This window comes from Agreia sp., from assembly GCF_964263775.1.
Lineage (GTDB): Bacteria > Actinomycetota > Actinomycetes > Actinomycetales > Microbacteriaceae > Agreia.
In genome coordinates this window covers 1-16,065 of the sequence record NZ_CAXVWM010000111.1, presented here as the reverse complement: position 1 = coordinate 16,065, position 16,065 = coordinate 1, and the positions used below count along the sequence as shown (strand labels likewise).

At 68.8% G+C, this 16,065-nt stretch carries 13 protein-coding genes; 10 read left to right on the top strand and 3 right to left on the bottom strand.

Annotation, left to right across the window (positions count from 1 at the left end; all coding sequences use genetic code 11):
- The 4 genes from ACE5CZ_RS08380 to ACE5CZ_RS08365 form a co-directional block, all read left to right on the top strand.
- Positions 1–723, top strand: a 723-nt coding sequence (locus ACE5CZ_RS08380; protein WP_374946873.1) for an LLM class F420-dependent oxidoreductase, incomplete at its 5' end; no start/stop codon positions are given.
- A gap of 112 nt (positions 724–835) precedes the next feature.
- Complete coding sequence (locus tag ACE5CZ_RS08375; protein WP_374946872.1) at positions 836–1,480, top strand: DUF4956 domain-containing protein; 645 nt, start codon at positions 836–838, stop codon at positions 1,478–1,480.
- A complete protein-coding gene (locus tag ACE5CZ_RS08370; protein WP_374946871.1) occupies positions 1,477–2,289 on the top strand; it encodes a polyphosphate polymerase domain-containing protein in 813 nt (270 codons plus the stop codon). The genes ACE5CZ_RS08375 and ACE5CZ_RS08370 overlap by 4 nt, the downstream gene beginning before the upstream one ends.
- Positions 2,286–4,160, top strand: coding sequence for a carbohydrate-binding domain-containing protein (locus ACE5CZ_RS08365; protein ID WP_374946870.1), 1,875 nt, complete (start codon positions 2,286–2,288; stop codon positions 4,158–4,160). The genes ACE5CZ_RS08370 and ACE5CZ_RS08365 overlap by 4 nt, the downstream gene beginning before the upstream one ends.
- Here the strand turns inward: ACE5CZ_RS08365 and ACE5CZ_RS08360 are convergent.
- Both ACE5CZ_RS08360 and ACE5CZ_RS08355 read right to left on the bottom strand, forming a co-directional pair.
- Positions 4,157–5,206, bottom strand: a complete 1,050-nt coding sequence (locus ACE5CZ_RS08360) for a lactonase family protein (RefSeq protein WP_374946869.1) — start codon at positions 5,204–5,206, stop codon at positions 4,157–4,159. The two genes, ACE5CZ_RS08365 and ACE5CZ_RS08360, sit on opposite strands and share 4 nt — an antisense overlap.
- A 124-nt stretch (positions 5,207–5,330) precedes the next feature.
- Complete coding sequence (locus ACE5CZ_RS08355; protein WP_374946868.1) at positions 5,331–5,948, bottom strand: NADPH-dependent F420 reductase; 618 nt, start codon at positions 5,946–5,948, stop codon at positions 5,331–5,333.
- A gap of 107 nt (positions 5,949–6,055) precedes the next feature.
- Here ACE5CZ_RS08355 and ACE5CZ_RS08350 point away from each other — a divergent pair, with 107 nt between their 5' ends.
- The 4 genes from ACE5CZ_RS08350 to ACE5CZ_RS08335 all read left to right on the top strand — a co-directional run bounded on the left by ACE5CZ_RS08350 (position 6,056) and on the right by ACE5CZ_RS08335 (position 10,293).
- Positions 6,056–6,535: a MarR family winged helix-turn-helix transcriptional regulator gene (locus ACE5CZ_RS08350; protein ID WP_374946867.1), complete on the top strand. Its 480-nt coding sequence runs from the start codon at positions 6,056–6,058 to the stop codon at positions 6,533–6,535.
- 24 nt (positions 6,536–6,559) lie between these two features.
- Positions 6,560–8,218 (top strand): CHAD domain-containing protein, encoded by a 1,659-nt coding sequence (locus ACE5CZ_RS08345; protein WP_374946866.1) that lies wholly within the window; start codon positions 6,560–6,562, stop codon positions 8,216–8,218.
- Positions 8,219–8,318: 100 nt separating this feature from the next.
- Positions 8,319–8,807: a hypothetical protein gene (locus ACE5CZ_RS08340; RefSeq protein ID WP_374946865.1), complete on the top strand. Its 489-nt coding sequence runs from the start codon at positions 8,319–8,321 to the stop codon at positions 8,805–8,807.
- A gap of 139 nt (positions 8,808–8,946) precedes the next feature.
- Positions 8,947–10,293, top strand: coding sequence for a M18 family aminopeptidase (locus tag ACE5CZ_RS08335; protein WP_374946864.1), 1,347 nt, complete (start codon positions 8,947–8,949; stop codon positions 10,291–10,293).
- 125 nt (positions 10,294–10,418) lie between these two features.
- On the opposite strand, the gene ACE5CZ_RS08330 is transcribed toward ACE5CZ_RS08335, so the two are convergent.
- Positions 10,419–13,865: a bifunctional proline dehydrogenase/L-glutamate gamma-semialdehyde dehydrogenase gene (locus ACE5CZ_RS08330; RefSeq protein ID WP_374946863.1), complete on the bottom strand. Its 3,447-nt coding sequence runs from the start codon at positions 13,863–13,865 to the stop codon at positions 10,419–10,421.
- Between the two features lie 90 nt (positions 13,866–13,955).
- On the opposite strand from ACE5CZ_RS08330, the gene ACE5CZ_RS08325 reads away from it, so the two are divergent.
- Positions 13,956–14,846, top strand: a complete 891-nt coding sequence (locus ACE5CZ_RS08325; RefSeq protein ID WP_374946862.1) for a LysR substrate-binding domain-containing protein — start codon at positions 13,956–13,958, stop codon at positions 14,844–14,846.
- A gap of 83 nt (positions 14,847–14,929) precedes the next feature.
- On the top strand, positions 14,930–16,065 hold a 1,136-nt coding region (locus ACE5CZ_RS08320; protein WP_374946861.1), incomplete at its 3' end, for an FAD-binding oxidoreductase.

The window sequence follows — 16,065 nt, the reverse complement described above, 5'->3', positions numbered from 1 at the left end:
TTCGAGCCGATGCTCGAGGGCTACACCTCGCTCGGCTACCTCGCCGGCATCACGAACCGGATGCGGCTGGGCCTGCTGGTCACCGGCGTGACGTACCGGCATCCGGGCCTGCTCGCCAAGACGGTGACCACCCTCGACGTGCTCTCGAGGGGCCGGGCCGTGCTCGGCCTCGGCGCCGCCTGGTACGAGCGGGAGCACGCGGCGCTGGGCGTGCCGTTCCCCTCGACCAAGGAACGCTTCGAGCGCCTCGAGGAGACCCTGCAGATCTGCCGGCAGATGTGGTCGACGAACGACGGAGCGTTCGAGGGCGAGCACTACTCGCTCGCCGAGACGATCTGTTTGCCGCAGCCGGTACGCGGCTCGGTGCCGATCCTGATCGGCGGGGGCGGCGAACGCAAGACGTTGAAGTTCGTGGCCCAGTACGCGCAGGCATGCAACCTGTTCGGAGCCCCCGGCGACGAGGCGTTCGCGATGGTGCAGCACAAGCTCGACGTGCTGCGCGGTCACTGCGACGACCTCGGCACCGACTACGAGGCCATCGAGAAGACGATGCTGTACCGGGGCGATCCGACCGGCGACACGGACGGTTTTGTGAAAGACATGGAGCGCTACGCACGCGTAGGCATCACCCTCGTGGGCGTGATGCCGCCTCGCTACGTCGACCCCGTGCCGTGGACGGAAGCGCTCACGACGACGGTCGTGGGCAGGCTGTCGCAGATCTGACTCCTACCTGTGGGCGCGATTTCACATGAGGGGCTTAGTCGGTTCATAGGGTTCGCATAGGGATGCTCGGCTGAATGAATTCATCAGCCATTCATTCTCAGGAGAAACCCCCATGGACCAAGCCGCCCTCATCGCCATCGACCTGCTGGCCATCGGCATTCTGACCTTCGGCCTCTATTTTCGCCGGCACCACCGACGCGACCTCGTGGTCGCCTTTCTCGGTGTGAACGTCGGCGTGCTCGCCGTGTCGCTCATGCTCGGATCGACGACGGTCGGCGCAGGCCTCGGACTCGGCCTCTTCGGGGTGCTCTCGATCATTCGGCTGCGCTCCGACGAGATCGCCCAGCACGAGGTCGCCTACTACTTCTCGGCGCTCGGGATCGGACTCATCTCGGGCCTCGCCGGCACCGTGACGGTGCTCTCGGTCGCCCTCATCGCGCTCATCCTCGCCGTGATGTTCGTGGGCGACAGCACGCACCTGTTCCGCCGCTACCGGCAGCAGACCATCATGGTCGACCGCGCTTTCGCCGACGAGGTCGAGCTCGGCGCCCACCTCGCCCGGCTGCTGGATGCCCGCATCCGGCAGGTGCAGGTCAAGCACCTCGACCTGGTGAACGACACGACCCTCGTCGACGTGCGCTTCGAGGTCGTGGCCGGCGCGGGTGCGGCGGCCCGCACGGGCATCCGGAACTCGACCGAGCGCGCGTCCGAACGCGAGCCCGAGCCCGACGCCTTGCTGGTGGACCAGGCCCGATGACCGCCGCGACCGCCACCGCACCCCTGGCGCGACTCGCCCCGATCGCCCTCGACGAGCTCGTCGAACGCGCATCGCTGCAGACCCGCATCGACCGCAAGTACGTGGTGCGTGCAACAGCCCTCGAGAACCTGCTCGCCGGCCTCGACCCCGACACCCGGGTGCTCGAGATCGGGGGGCTCCGCGACTTCCGCTACGAGTCCGTGTACTTCGACACCCCCGCCCTCACCAGCTACTGGATGGCGGCCAGGGCACGGCGCAAGCGGTTCAAGGTGCGCACCCGAAGCTACGTCGACTCCGACTCGACCTTCCTCGAGGTGAAGACCAGGGGTGCCCGCAGCGCCACCGTGAAAGACCGCCTCGAGTACTCGCCCGACGAGCGCGGCGAGGTCAGCCCCGAGGGTTACGACTACGCGTGGTCGACCCTCGAGGAGGCCGGCTTCGACGAGCTCGAACCGACGATCCTCGTTCCCACTCTCATCACCCGTTACGAACGCATGACGCTCTTCGTTGCGGGCTCCGCAAGCCGGGCCACGATCGACACCGGCCTGCGCTGGGTCATCGACGAGCAGCATCCGCTCGAGCGCCCCGACATCGCGATCGTCGAGACCAAATCGGGCTCACGGGCATCGGATGTCGACCGGCTGCTCTGGGCGCACGGCCACCGTCCGGCGACGATCTCGAAATACGGAACGGGGCTCGCAGCTCTGCGAAACGACCTTCCGTCGAACAAGTGGTCGCGCATCCTGCGTCGGCACTTCGACGTCGCACCTCTTTCGTACACTCCCACTTCAGTGAAGGACGCATCATGACATTCCGCCGATCCAAGGGCCGCCGATCCAAGGCAGGCCGCCGAACCGCCCTCGTATTTCCGTTCCTGCTCGCCGGCGGCATCCTCGCCGGGTGCGCCATCGTGGCCACCACGTCGAACGGCACTGCGACGAGCGCGACCGACGTTGCCGCCGTCTCGTACGACGTCGATGCGTCGCAAAGCGCATCCGACGTTCTCGCCGCCGACCTGCCGATCGAGCCGAGCGCCGCGGCATCCGACGTCGACGAGACCGGCGGGGTCGTCGTCACGCTCGACGGCGACAGCATCTCGGCCGGCGACGGTGTGACCGTCGATGGCTCTGTGGCCACGATCACGGCAGCGGGCACCTACCTGATCAGCGGAACCCTCGACGACGGCCAGCTCGTCATCGACACCGCAGACGACGAGTCGGTCGTGCTGGTGCTCGACGGGGCCGACATCTCGAGTTCGACGGGCTCCGCGGTCGTGGTGACCGACGCGAAAGACGTGGTCGTCGACCTGGCGACCGGCTCGAGCAACACGCTCGGCGACACGTCGAGCTACGCCGACGACGCCGACGCGAATGCGGCGCTGTACAGCTCGGCAGACCTCACGATCACCGGCTCCGGCGAGCTCACGGTGAGCGGAAATGGCAACGACGGAATCGCCAGCGGCGACGGGCTCGTGATCGAGTCGGGAACGATCACGGTCACGGCCGTCGACGACGGCATTCGAGGCAAGGACTACGTCGCCGTCTCCGGCGGCACGATCATGGTGGATGCCGGTGGCGACGGCCTCAAGAGCGACAACTCCGACGACGCGACGGCAGGCTTCATCGACGTCTCCGGCGGCGACGTGTCGGTCACTGCGGCCGATGACGGCCTGGCCGCGGCGACCGACGTGGTTGTCACGGGCGGAAGCCTCGACGTGGTCGCCAGCGGAGGAACTGCCGCGGCCAGCGAGGAGTCCGGGGCGAAGGGCATCTCGGGCGAGGCCATCGTGGTCGTCGAGGGCGGCGATGTGACGGTCGACTCGGCCGATGACGCCATCCACTCGAACGGCGGCGTGCACCTCATCGATGGCTCGGCGACCCTCTCGAGTGGCGACGACGGAATCCACGCCGACACCGCCCTGTACATCGACGGCGGAACGGTCGAGGTGACCGAGTCGACCGAAGGACTCGAGAGCGCCGACATCGCGATCTCGGGGGGAGACGTGACCGTCACCTCGAGCGATGACGGCCTGAATGCGGCCGGCGGCAGCACCGCGACGGCGGCCTCGGCGGATGCGACGGCCTCGGATGCGGCGGGCCAGGCTCCTACGGCGGGCGAGATCCCGACCGGCGGCGCCGCTGGCCCTGGCGGCACAGGCGGCCCCGGCGGCGGCATGGGCGGCGGCATGGACGAGGTCGGAAACTACTCGTTCACGATCTCGGGAGGAACGGTCACGATCAACGCGGAGGGCGACGGCCTCGACTCGAACGGAACGGCATCCATCACAGGCGGAACCATCGTGGTGAACGGGCCGACGGGCTCGGGCAACGGTGCGCTCGACGTGAACGGAGAGTTCGACATCTCGGGCGGCGACCTCATTGCGGCCGGAAGCGCCGGAATGATCGTGGCGCCGAACGCGTCGAGTGCGCAGGCCTGGATCTCAGCGGTGCTCTCGAGCCAGGTGTCGGCCGGAAGCGCCGTGCAGGTTCTCTCGAGCGACGGCACCGAGATCGCCTCGTTCACCGCGACGAAGACGATGCAGTCTGTGGTCTTCTCATCGAGCGACGTCGTAGCCGGCGAGAGCTACAGCCTCTCGGTCGACGGGGGAGCGGCCACCACGGTCACCGCCGACGAGGCTGCGACATCCTCAGGAATGGGCGGCGGCGGAGCCCGTCGCTAACGGGCGAGCACCAGGCAGGTCGGGGAGCCGACCTCGAGCGAATCGAGCGGCTCCCCGATGAGGCCGGTTGCGGCATCCAGAGCGAATGTCGTGACGTCGTTCGATCGCTCGTGGGCGACGCGAAGCAGGCCCTCGTGAACCAGGTGGTGCCGGGGCCAGTCGCCGCCCGACGGCGAGGCCTCGAGCGGATGCGCACCGTCGTCGTCGATGCTAAGCACCGCGATGCGATTCGAGCCCCTGACCCCCACGTAGGCGCGGGTCGAATCGGCCGAGAGCTCGATGTGCGCGGCGGTGTCGCCCTCGGCCGCGCCACCCTCGATGGCTGGCGTGGAGTGCCTCACCTCGAATCCGCCGTCATCGTTCGGCGCGAGCGTGAACACCTCTACCGAGTACTCGGTCACCACCAGCACGCGGCCGTCGTGGTGCAGCGCCAGGTGCCGCGGGCCCGATCCGAACGGCAGGGTCACGGAACCCGCGGGCGCGAGTCCGCGCACCGGATCATGCGTCCAGATGCGCACGACGTCGAGTCCCAGATCGGTCGTCAGAATGCGCCCGTCGGCCAGCACGAGGCTGGCGTGCGCTCGCGACTGGCGCACGGGGTACTCGTGGGCATGCGGGTCGCGGGCCGCGGGCGCGACCGAGCGCGAGACGATGCCGCCTCGGGCGTCGAGGCCGAAAAGAAGAACGGTGCCGTCGCCCCAGCAGGTGACGATGGCGTAGTGACCGTGCGGATCGACGGAGACGTGGCATCCGGCCTCGCCCGTCGTCCAGGGCTCGCCGAGGGGTTCGAGGGCCGGACCGAGGCCTGTCGAGGAATCGTCGCGAATCGAGTAGGCCTGCAGAACACCGGCGAACTCGCAGACCGCATAGACGACCGGGGCCGTCGGATGGGTGGCGAGGAATGATGGCGACGACGCTTCGGCGACGGTTCCGAGAGACTCGAGCGAGCGACCGACGGCGGCGTCGAGCAGGCCGATGCCCGCGCCGGTGCCGCCGGAGTCTGCGGTGTAGGAGCCGGTGAAGAAGAAGGTGCGGGTGTCTGTCACCTGTCGATTCTGCCACTCGTCGGTGCGCTGCGAATGTGCCCGAATACCTCCGTTCTGTGCCGTCATGACGGAACACGTGGAGGTAATCGGGCACAAACGCGTGGTGGCCGGTACGCGGAGCGGACTACTCGGCGAGTGCGAAGCCGCCCGTCCAGGAGGTCTTCTCGCCGGCGGCCAGTGTCAGCTGAAGAAAGCCGAGGGCCTCGAGCTCGTGTGCGCGCTTCAGGCTTCCGGCGTCGACAGCCTTGAGGTTGCCGCCTTCGACGACGGCCACGAGGGCCGCCTTGGCGTCGGCGTCGTCGCCGGCGATCAGCACGGTCGTCTTCTCGGCGCCGACGGCTTTGGAAGCGAGGGTCGCGGCGAAGTTCGTGTTGAAGGCCTTGAGCACGGATGCGCCGGGAACGGCGGCGGCGATCTCGGCGGCCGACGATGAGCCGGCGGCAACGACGAGCGAGTCGAAGGTCGAGAAGTCGAGCGGATTGGCCAGGTCGACGAGTACCTTGCCGTCGAGCTGCCCGGCATAGGCCTCGAGTACGGGAGACATGGCGCCATAGGGGACGGCGAGGATGACGATGTCACCGGTGATCGCGTCTCCGACGACACCGGCGGTCGACTGGGGGTTGACGGCGGCAGCTTTGTCGGAGTCGCGTGCCAGAACCTGCACGACGTTTCCGCCGGCAACTGCCACCGCCGCGATTGCCGAACCCATGTTTCCTGCTCCGATGATGGTGATGTCAGTCATGCGAACTCCTTGTGTAGCGTCGATCGGGCTTGCCCGGCTTGGTTGTAGATACAAGTAACCTAGCCCCACTTAGTTGTAGCGTCAAGTAGTGCGATAGAATGGTCGACATGAGTGAGGATGTCTGGCTGAGCGACGATCAACAGCGCGCCTGGGTGAAGTTCATCGCCGTCGTCGAGCTGCTTCCGGGTGTGCTCGACAGCCAGCTGCAGCACGATGCCGACCTCACGCACTTCGAGTACTTCACGCTCGCCAGGCTCTCGGAGGCGCCGCTCCGTGTCTTTCGCATGACCGAGCTCGCGTCGGCCACGAACGCCTCGCTTCCCCGCCTCTCGCACGTGGTCTCGCGCCTCGAGAAGCGCGGCTACATCGAGCGCAAGTCCTGTGCCGACGATCGTCGCGCCACGAACGCGCACCTCACGGATGCGGGCTGGGAGAAAGTCGTGGCGACCGCGCCCGGCCATGTGGGCACCGTGCGCGAGAACGTGATCGACCCGTTGACGGCCGCCGATATCGCCGACCTCGATCGCATCATGGGCAAGATGCTCGTCACGCTCGATCCCGAGAACAGGTTTCGCGCGCAGCGCTGACCGTCGTCGACGACAATAAGACCCATGAAGCACACCAGCCAGGTCGAGATCGAGCGCAAGTACGACGTCGACGAGAACGCGGTCGTTCCCCCTTTCACGAGCGTCGTCGGCATCGAGAGCGTCTCTGTCGACGACACGGTGCAGCTCGAGGCCGTGTACTACGACACCGAGGGCCTCGACCTGCTGCGCAAGCGGCACATCGTTCGCCGACGCGAGGGCGGCGGCGACGAGGGATGGCACATCAAGCGCCCCGCCGGCGAGGGGCGCACCGAGCTGCACTGGCCGCTCGATGTCGACTCGGGCGGCGATGTCGACTCGTCGATTGCAGCGGTGCCTGACTCGGTGCTCGAGCCGGTGCGCGCCATCGTGCGCGATCGCATCCTGACCCCGCTGGCCCGCATCTCGACGCGCCGCACGGCGACGCACCTGATCGCCGAGGGCGGCAGTGCCGTGGCCGAGTTCGCCGACGACCACGTCACGGCATCGGATGTTCGGGGCGGAACCGTGCGAGCCTGGCGCGAATGGGAGGTGGAACTTCTGCCGGGTGCGCCCGACAGCGAAGAGGCGCGCACCGCATTGCTCGACGCCATCGAGGTCGCCGTGCTTGCCGAGGCCGCCACGGTGTCGTCGTCACCGGCGAAGATCGCGCGGGCCCTCGGGCAGAGCTCACTGGGCGACGTGCTGCGCGGGGCCGAAGTGCCTGTTGCGAAGCAGACTTCGAAGCAGGCCGCGGGGCAGGACTCGAGGCTCACCGCGAAGAGCCCGGCCGTCGACGTGATCGTCGAAGCGGTGCGGCAACTGGTCGAGCAGCTCGAACAGCTCGATCCGGAGGTGCGCGCCGATCAGCCGGACTCCGTGCATCGCATGCGGTCCGTCGTGCGTCGACTGCGCAGTGTTCTCGCCGCCTACCGTCGCCTGTTCGACGCCGAGCGCGTGGGTTCGCTGCGCGACCAGTTGACGACGCTGGGCGGTGTTCTCGGAGCGGCGCGTGACGCCGAAGTACGCGGCCAACTCGCCGACGACGAACTGTGCGAGCTCGGGCACCGCACGGGCGACGCGGCGCACCGCCGCCTCGTCGAGGAGTCGCTCGAGGAGTACCGCCAGGCGCACGCCGGCGCGCTGCGGATGCTCTCGAGCGCCGCCTATTACAGACTGTTCGATGCTCTCGACGAGTTCGTGGCGAATCCATCGCTCTCGGCGCACGGCGAGAAGCGGCAGCCGATCAGGATCGTCGCCGCGAAGGTCATCGCACGCGAACTGGCGCGCCTGCGCGCGCGGGCCGGCGCGGCCGCCTTCGCCGGGGCATCCCGAACGGGCGGCGCCGACGTGAGCGGCGATCGCGACGCGCGCGGAGACGGCGCCCTGCATGATGCTCGCAAGGCCGCGCGCCGGCTGCGGTTCGCGGCAGACGCGGTGTCGACGGGCGGCACGGCCGTACTCAAAACGAAGTATCGGCACATCTCCCGCGAGGCCGAACGGGTGCAGGATGCGCTCGGCGACCATCGCGACAGCGCCCTGTTCGTGCAGCACCTTCTGCTGACCTCGAACCGGGCGCACGCGGCGGGCGAGAGCACCTTTGTGTACGGCGCGATGTCGGTGCGAGCCGAGCACCGCGGAGCGGCGGCGCTGAACGAGTCCCCGAAAGCGCTGAAGCGCCTCGCCAAAAGGGCCGAGAGTCTCTGAACGTCGTTCCTGATTCAGGAGGAGAGCGTCGCCGAGGACGCAATCCACGCGGCGAGCCTCTCCTCCTGAATTAGTAGCGGCGCGGGGTTAGCATGACCACGTGTCCTTCCTGTCTGACGAGAGTCGCGAGTGGCTCGCCCGCGTGGCCGAACTCGATGTCGCCGCGGCCGCCTCGCCCGAATCACCGCCCCCGGCGCTCGAGCGCATCCGCAGTGTGCGCATGCTCACCGCCGCCCTCGAGAAAGACGCAGCGACCCTGCACGCCGTGCGCGAGGCCCGCGCATCCGGCATCACATGGGAGGACGTCGCGAGTGCAGCCGGCCTCGGCGCCGCCGCGGCGAAGTGGCGCTGGCACGGAACAGACGCCGAGATCCACGAGCGCCACGAGGCGGGCCGCAAGCGGTCGACCCGCCCGAGCAGCGTACCCACCGACCTGCCCGGCATGTCGGTGTCCGAGGCGGCGACGAAGCTCGGAGTGAGTCCCCAGGCCATCTACCTGCGCATCAGCCGCGGCCTGCTGCGCGCCGAGACGACGACGCTGCCCGACGGCCGCACCTACAAGCGAGTCTTCCCCGACGAGACATCCTGAGCGAACTCGGCCCCGCTGACTCTTCGCGGATGAGGAAGATTGCTGCGCCCGCCGCGTGTCGAGCCGTTCTTCCGCCGCGTGTCGTGGGTTTTTCCTCATCCGCGAAAGGGGCTCAGCGGCGGGTGGTTGGATTGGGGGTATGGATGCCACCACGACCGACGCGTACATCGACGACTTCGCTCGCTTCATCGAGGCGGCTCCCAGCTCGTATCATGCGGTGGCCGAGGTCGCCCGGCGGCTCGACGAAGCTGGCTTCTCGCCGCTCGACGAGACGGATGAGTGGCAGGCGACGATCGAGGGGGCCGGGCCCGTCGCATCCGATCGGCGCTACGTCGTGCGCGACGGCGCCATCATCGCGTGGCTGCAACCGGCTGGTGCGACGGCGACGACGCCGTTCCGCATCCTCGGGTCGCACACCGACTCGCCCGCGTTCAAACTCAAGCCGAAGCCCACGATCTCGAACCGCGGATGGCTGCAGGCCGGCGTCGAGGTCTACGGCGGCCCGCTGCTCAACTCGTGGCTCGACCGCGAGCTCGAACTCGCCGGGCGCCTCGTCACCCGCGACGGCCGCGAGCACCTCGTGCGCACCGGGCCCTACCTGCGCATACCGCAGCTCGCGATCCACCTCGACCGCGACGTGAACACGGGGCTGGTGCTCGACAAGCAGCGGCACCTGACCCCGGTCTTCGGCGTGGGCCATGCCGGCGACCTGCTCGCGCACCTCGCGCACCTCGCCGGCGTTGCTGCGTGGGATGTCGCGGGGTACGACCTGCTGACCGCCGACACCCAGGCGCCTGCCCGCTTCGGCCAAGACGGCGAGCTCTTCGCGGCAGGGCGCATGGACAATCTGTCGTCGGTGTACGCGGGGCTCGTAGCGCTGATCGCCGCGGCAGCGCGGGGCGCGTCGGATGCACCTGCCGCGTCGGATGCACCTCCCGCGTCGGGCGCCGCGTCGCACATCAGCGTGCTCGCCGCGTTCGACCACGAAGAACTGGGAAGCGAGTCGCGTTCCGGGGCATCCGGACCGTTTCTCGACGACGTGCTCACGCGCGTCGGGGCCGGACTCGGCGCCGCGTCGACCGAGCGCCTGCGGGCATACGCCGCATCCTGGTGTCTGTCGGCCGACGCGGGCCACGCCATTCACCCGAACTACCCCGAGCGGCACGACCCGGTGAACGCGCCGATCGCCGGCGGGGGTCCGCTGCTCAAGATCAACGCGAACCAGCGCTATGCGACGGATGCGTTCGGTGCGGCCCTGTGGGCGCGCGCCTGCGAGAAGGCGGGTGTCAGCTACCAGGAGTTCGTGTCGAACAATGCAGTTCCGTGCGGATCGACGATCGGGCCCCTGACTGCTACGAGGCTCGGAATCCGCACGGTCGACGTGGGAGTTCCGCTGCTGTCGATGCACTCCGCGCGCGAGCTGTGCCACGTGAACGACCCGGTGGCGCTGTCGGCCGCGGTGGGAGCGTTCTTCGCGGGAGCGTAGACCCGGAGCACCGCCGTGCCGTTTCACGGATGAGGAAAAAGTCGGGACACGCCGCGTCCGCAGGCGCGTAGAGCGGCGTGTCCTGGAATCTTCCTCATCCGCGAAGGGTGGCGCGACGGGTGGGGCTAGATCAGGCCGTCGCTCAGGTGGTTCGGGGTTCCGAAGCGGTGCGCCGTGATGCTCACCGCCTGCTCGTGCAGGAAGGGCAGCAGCTCCAGGCGGCCCGACTCCGTCACCTCGCCCGCGTACACGGCGAGATCGGGGCGGCCGCCCGTAGCGAACGCGAGCTCGCGCTCCGAGGCGCCGACCAGTCGGATCGTCGCATCCGACATCGTTTTCGCGCGAGCCAGCCAGGCCGTGTCGCTCTCGATGCGCATCGAGAGGCCGCACTCGGAGACGGCGGCGCGCAGCTCCGACGGAAGCGCGACGGCGGCCGACACCTCGACGGGGGCGGTCGACACGAACGCGGCGGCGAGCACGCGCACGACCTCGGCGTCGCGAGCGTCGCTTCCGAACCGGATGGTCACGGGGCGCGGCACGTAGCGGAACACGTTGCGCTCGGCGGTGAGGCGGGACACATCGCGCGCGGTGCCGAACTCCGACGCCCACGCGACGGCATCGCTGGCGGCGGCCCGGCGCAGGCTGCCGAAGTCGTCGGCGCCGAGCTCGGTTGCGGCCGCGTCGATCAGGCGGCGCACCGACGCGTTCGCGACCGGGGCGTCGGCGTGGCTCACGGCCGTTCGCCACGAGCCGAGTCCGAGCAGGTAGTTCGGCCCGCCGGCCTTGGATCCGGGGCCCACGACCGACTTCTTCCAGCCGCCGAACGGCTGGCGGCGCACGATGGCGCCGGTCGTTCCCCGGTTCACGTACAGATTGCCGGCCTGGATGCGCGAGAGCCACACGCCGAGTTCGGCCGAGTTCAGCGAGTGCAGTCCCGCGGTCAGTCCGTAGTCGATCTCGTTCTGGATGGCGATCGCCTCCTCGAGGGTCGACGCCGTCATGATGCCGAGGATCGGTCCGAAGTACTCGGTGAGGTGGTACTCGGAGCCGCGGCGAACGCCGGTGCGCACTCCGGGGCTCCACAGTGCGCCGGTGTCGTCGAGGCGCTTCGGCTCGACGAGCCAGCTCTCGCCGTCGCCCAGCGTGGTGAGGCCGGCGAGCAGCTTGCCCTTCGCGGGCTCGATGACCGGGCCCATCTGCGTGCGGGGGTCGGCCGGATAGCCGACGGTGAGCGACGACACCGCATCCATGAGCTGGGTGCGGAACCGGCGCGAGGTGGCGACCGATCCCACGAGAATGACGAGGGACGCGGCCGAGCACTTCTGGCCGGCGTGGCCGAACGCCGACGCGACGACGTCTTTGACCGCCAGGTCGAGGTCGGCCGACGCAGTCACGATGATGGCGTTCTTGCCGCTCGTCTCGGCGAGCAGGGGCAGGTCGGGGCGGAACGAGCGGAACAGTTCGGCCGTCTCGTAGCCGCCGGTGAGGATGACGCGGTCGACGTCCTCGTGCGCGATGAGGCGCTCGCCGAGGGACTGGTCGGCGAGCTGAACCAGGCGCAGGGCGTCTCGGGGAACACCGGCGCGCCACAGCGCCTCTACCATCACGGCGCCGGAACGGCGCGCCTGGCGGGCGGGTTTGATGACGACGCCGGAGCCGGCGGCGAGGGCCGCGAGTGTCGAGCCCGCGGGGATGGCGACCGGGAAGTTCCAAGGCGGAGCCACGACGGTCAGCCGCGAGGGAACGAAGCTCGCCCCGTCGACGTGATCGAGCTCGCGGGCGCGCTCGGCGTAGAAGTGCGCGAAGTCGATCGCCTCCGAGACCTCGGGGTCGCTCTGATCGAGCGTCTTGCCCGTCTCGCTGGCCATGACCTCCATGAGGTCGGCGCGGCCGAGGGCGAGCTCGTCTCCGGCGCGATGCAGGATCTCGGCTCGCTCGTCGCCTGAGAGCCGGCCCCAGGCCGAGCCGGCCGTAGCGGCATTCTGGATGATCGCGTCCAGTTCGCTCTCATCGCGCACGATCGACGCGGCGGTCGTGTCGTCGCCCAGCAGCGACGACGGCACGCGACCGAGGATCTCGAGCCCCCATGCTCGGTTCGCCGGCAGGGCCGGGTCGGTGTCGGGGGTGTTGTCGAAGCCCGTGCCGTCTGTCGCGGGCTGCGGATGCGCGCGGTTCTGGGTGCGGTTCGGCTGCGGCACTGAATCGTCGAGGTCTGAGAGGGAGGCCTCGAAGCGCTCGCGCTCACGGGTGAAGAGCGCCTCGTTCTCGCTGAGCTCGAACACGGCCGACATGAAGTTCGCACTCGCGGCGCCCTCCTCCAGGCGGCGGATGAGGTACGCGATGGCCACATCGAACTCCTGCGGGTGCACGACCGGCGTGTAGAGCAGCAGCGACCCGACCTCATGGCGCACCGCCTCGGCCTGCCCCTGCGCCATGCCGAGCAGCATCTCGAACTCGATGCCCGCCGCGACGCCGCGCCCCTCCGCGAGAAGCCACGCGAACGCGATGTCGAACAGGTTGTGCCCGGCGACCCCGATGCGCACGTTGTCGATGCGGTCGGGGTGCAGCGCGTAGTTCAGCACGCGCTTGTAGTTCGTGTCACTCTGCTGCTTCGTGCTCCACGTGGCGAGCGGCCAGCCGTGCAGGCTCGCCTCGACCTCCTCCATGGGCAGGTTCGCTCCCTTGACGATGCGCACTTTCACCCCGGCACCGCCGGCGGCCCGGCGAGCGGATGCCCAATTCTGCAGGCGCATCATGGCCGACAGGGCATCCGGAAGATATGCCTGCAGAACTATGCCGGCCTCGAGCTCGTGGAAGCGCGGCTCGTCGAGGATGCGCATGAAGACCGCCATGGTGAGGTCGAGGTCTTTGTACTCCTCCATGTCGAGGTTGATGAACTTCGCCGGCGAGTTCGAGCTCGCGCGCTCGAACAGCGGGGTGAGGCGCTCGACGATGTGGGCGACGGCCTCGTCGAATGCCCACGCGGAGTGCGGGGCGACCGTCGCCGACACCTTGATCGACACATAGTCGACGTCGTCCCGAGCGAGGAGGCGATGGGTGCCCTCGAGGCGGCGGGCCGCCTCGGCCTCGCCGAGCACCGCCTCGCCGAGCAGGTTGACGTTCAGCTTGGTTCCCTCGCGGCCGCGCAGTTTCGCGATTGCAGAGCCCAGGTGCGCGTCCGTCGCGTCGATGATGAGGTGGCCGACCATTCCGCGCAGCACGCGACGAGCGATCGGGATGGCGATGGCCGGCACGATCGGGGCGGCCAGCCCTCCGAGGCGAACGGCGCTCTTCAGGTACCACGGCAGGAACGCGGGCACGTCGGGGGACAGTGCGCGCAGGTTGCGCGCGGCGACGCCGAGGTCTTCGGGGCGCACGACTCCGTCGACGAAGCCCACCGTGAAGTCGAGCCCCTTCGGGTCTTTCAGCACACCCGCCAGGCGCTGCGCCGAGGCGTCGGCCGGGATGGCGGCCGCTTCCGTGAGCCAGCGACGCACGAGCGCGGTCACGGCATCCGGTGGGGGAAGCGGCGCGTCAACGGCGGGAATCGGGTTCTCGGCGGTATCGGTCATGCATTCAGTATGGAGGCGGATCACATTAGGTAAAGTGATTGTTTATAACCGGTAATCAGTAGCTCGGCCGATGAATGAGAAACGACTTCCATGCTCGACGTACGGCGTCTGCGCATCCTGCACGAACTCAAGCTGCGCGGCACGCTCGCCGAGGTCGCGACGGCCATGAGCTTCAGTCCGTCGTCGGTGTCGCAACAGCTCGCCCTTCTGGAGAAAGAGACCGGCGTGGAGCTGCTGCGCAAGGTGGGGCGCCGCGTGCAGCTGACGCCGCAGGCCGAGATTCTCGTCGAGCACACTGCATCGATGCTGCAGCTGCTCGAGAGTGCGGAGGCGACCCTCGCCGCGTCGCTCACGGCGGTCACCGGCACGGTGCGGGTGGCCGTGTTCCAGTCGGCCGCGCTGGCCCTCATGCCGGATGCGCTCAGCGTCATGCGCTCTCGCTATTCCGAGGTGCGGGTCGAGATGGTGCAGCGCGAGCCCGAGACGGCGCTCTACGAGACATGGGCCCGCGACTTCGACATGGTCGTCGCCGAGGAGTATCCGGCGCACGCGGCGCCGCGGCATCCAGAGCTCGACAAGAGGCGGCTCACGAGCGATGCGGTCAGGCTCGCCGTGCCACCTCTGTCGAGGCAGGTTCACCACGTGGCGTCGATCGAGGATGCGCACGACCTGCCGTGGGTCATGGAACCCGCGGGCGCGGCGTCGCGGCATTGGGCGCTGCAGCGCTGCCGGCAGGCCGGATTCGAGCCCGACGTGCGCTACGAGACGGCCGACCTGCAGGCGCAGATCCGGCTTATCGAGTCGGGAAACGCCGTCGGGCTCATGCCTGACCTCGTGTGGACGGGTCGGGCGACGAGTTGTCGACTGCTCGAGCTGCCCGGCGACGCGCGCCGGAAGATCTTCACCTCGGTGCGCGCCAGTGGGGCGCAGCATCCGGCGACGCTGGCGTTTCGCGAGGTACTGGAAGAGGTCGCGCCCTGAGTTGCGTCGGAGAATTTGTGTCGGAGATTTCATGTCGAAGAATTCACGTCGGAGAAGCCAGAGGAGGAGTACTGTCCTGATGTGTGACCCATGCCAGTGATCTTCGCCGCGTCGTCACCGGCGCCGTGTACACACAGAGTGACGACGAGTACGAATCGGCGACTCGCACCTGGGATCTGTCGACCCCCTGTCGACCACCCCTGGTGCTCGTGGCGCACTCGGTCGCCGACATCGGCGCGGGTGCGCGCTGGGCCGACGATCATGATCTCGGCATTGCGCTTCTCAACACCGGGCACGGTGCTTTCTCCGGCCACGAAGACGCACTGGTCATCGTGACCACACAGCTCAACACCGTGCGGATCGATCCCCTCTCCAACCGCGCAACGGTCGCACCGGGAGCCCGTTGGTCTGACGTCGCGACCGCCGCAAGCCCTCGGGGTCTCGTCGGGGCGTCCGGCGGCTCCATGAGTGTCGGAGTGATCGGCTACACCCTCGGCGGCGGACTCGGGCCTCTCGGACGAACACTCGGCTTCGCGGCAGACCGGGTCACCTCCCTCACCGTCCTCGACGCCGACTATCGACCGCGGCGCCTCGGCCCTCACGACGAGGACCTGTTCTGGGCGCTCCGAGGTGGCGGCCCCCTCGGCATCGTCACCGCGCTGGAATTCGAACTCGCGAGTACCCCCGCCTTCTACGGAGGGGGCATCTACTTTGCCGGCACGCACGCGGAGGCTCTGTTGTCTGCGTACGTGGACTGGGTCGACGGGCTCGATTCGCGTACCACCACGTCGATCGCTTTGATCCGCATGCCACCGGCCCCGCAGCTCCCCGCAGAACTCCGAGGCGAATTCGTGGTCCACCTCCGGTTCGCCCATCTCGATCCACACGCGGTCGATCTGGCGGCCGACTCGGCCCGTATCCTCGGTCCGATGCTCGGTGCAGCTCCGATCATCCTCGATCACACCCGCATCATGGCGCCCGAAGAGCTTCCCGACATCCACCGCGACCCCGTTGCGCCACAGAGCGTCGTCTACCGAGGCGCGCTCCTCGACGACCTCGATCCCGCCGCGATCACCGACATCGTCGACTCGATACCGGCCACCGTGACGGCCGAGGCGCCGTCTCTGCGCATGGTCGAACTCCGTCACCTCGGCGGCGTCTACGACGACCCCCCGGCATCAGCGAGGAGCAGCACGGGCCGGCACAGCAGGTTCAACCT

Bases quoted from the DNA above. Each gene is read 5' to 3' on its own strand.
- ACE5CZ_RS08335 (WP_374946864.1), top strand. From the start codon at position 8,947: ATGGATGCCACCACGACCGACGCGTACATCGACGACTTCGCTCGCTTC.
- ACE5CZ_RS08345 (WP_374946866.1), top strand. From the start codon at position 6,560: ATGAAGCACACCAGCCAGGTCGAGATCGAGCGCAAGTACGACGTCGAC.
- ACE5CZ_RS08375 (WP_374946872.1), top strand. From the start codon at position 836: ATGGACCAAGCCGCCCTCATCGCCATCGACCTGCTGGCCATCGGCATT.
- ACE5CZ_RS08355 (WP_374946868.1), bottom strand. From the start codon at position 5,948: ATGACTGACATCACCATCATCGGAGCAGGAAACATGGGTTCGGCAATC.
- ACE5CZ_RS08365 (WP_374946870.1), top strand. From the start codon at position 2,286: ATGACATTCCGCCGATCCAAGGGCCGCCGATCCAAGGCAGGCCGCCGA.
- ACE5CZ_RS08350 (WP_374946867.1), top strand. From the start codon at position 6,056: ATGAGTGAGGATGTCTGGCTGAGCGACGATCAACAGCGCGCCTGGGTG.
- ACE5CZ_RS08370 (WP_374946871.1), top strand. From the start codon at position 1,477: ATGACCGCCGCGACCGCCACCGCACCCCTGGCGCGACTCGCCCCGATC.
- ACE5CZ_RS08330 (WP_374946863.1), bottom strand. From the start codon at position 13,865: ATGACCGATACCGCCGAGAACCCGATTCCCGCCGTTGACGCGCCGCTT.
- ACE5CZ_RS08325 (WP_374946862.1), top strand. From the start codon at position 13,956: ATGCTCGACGTACGGCGTCTGCGCATCCTGCACGAACTCAAGCTGCGC.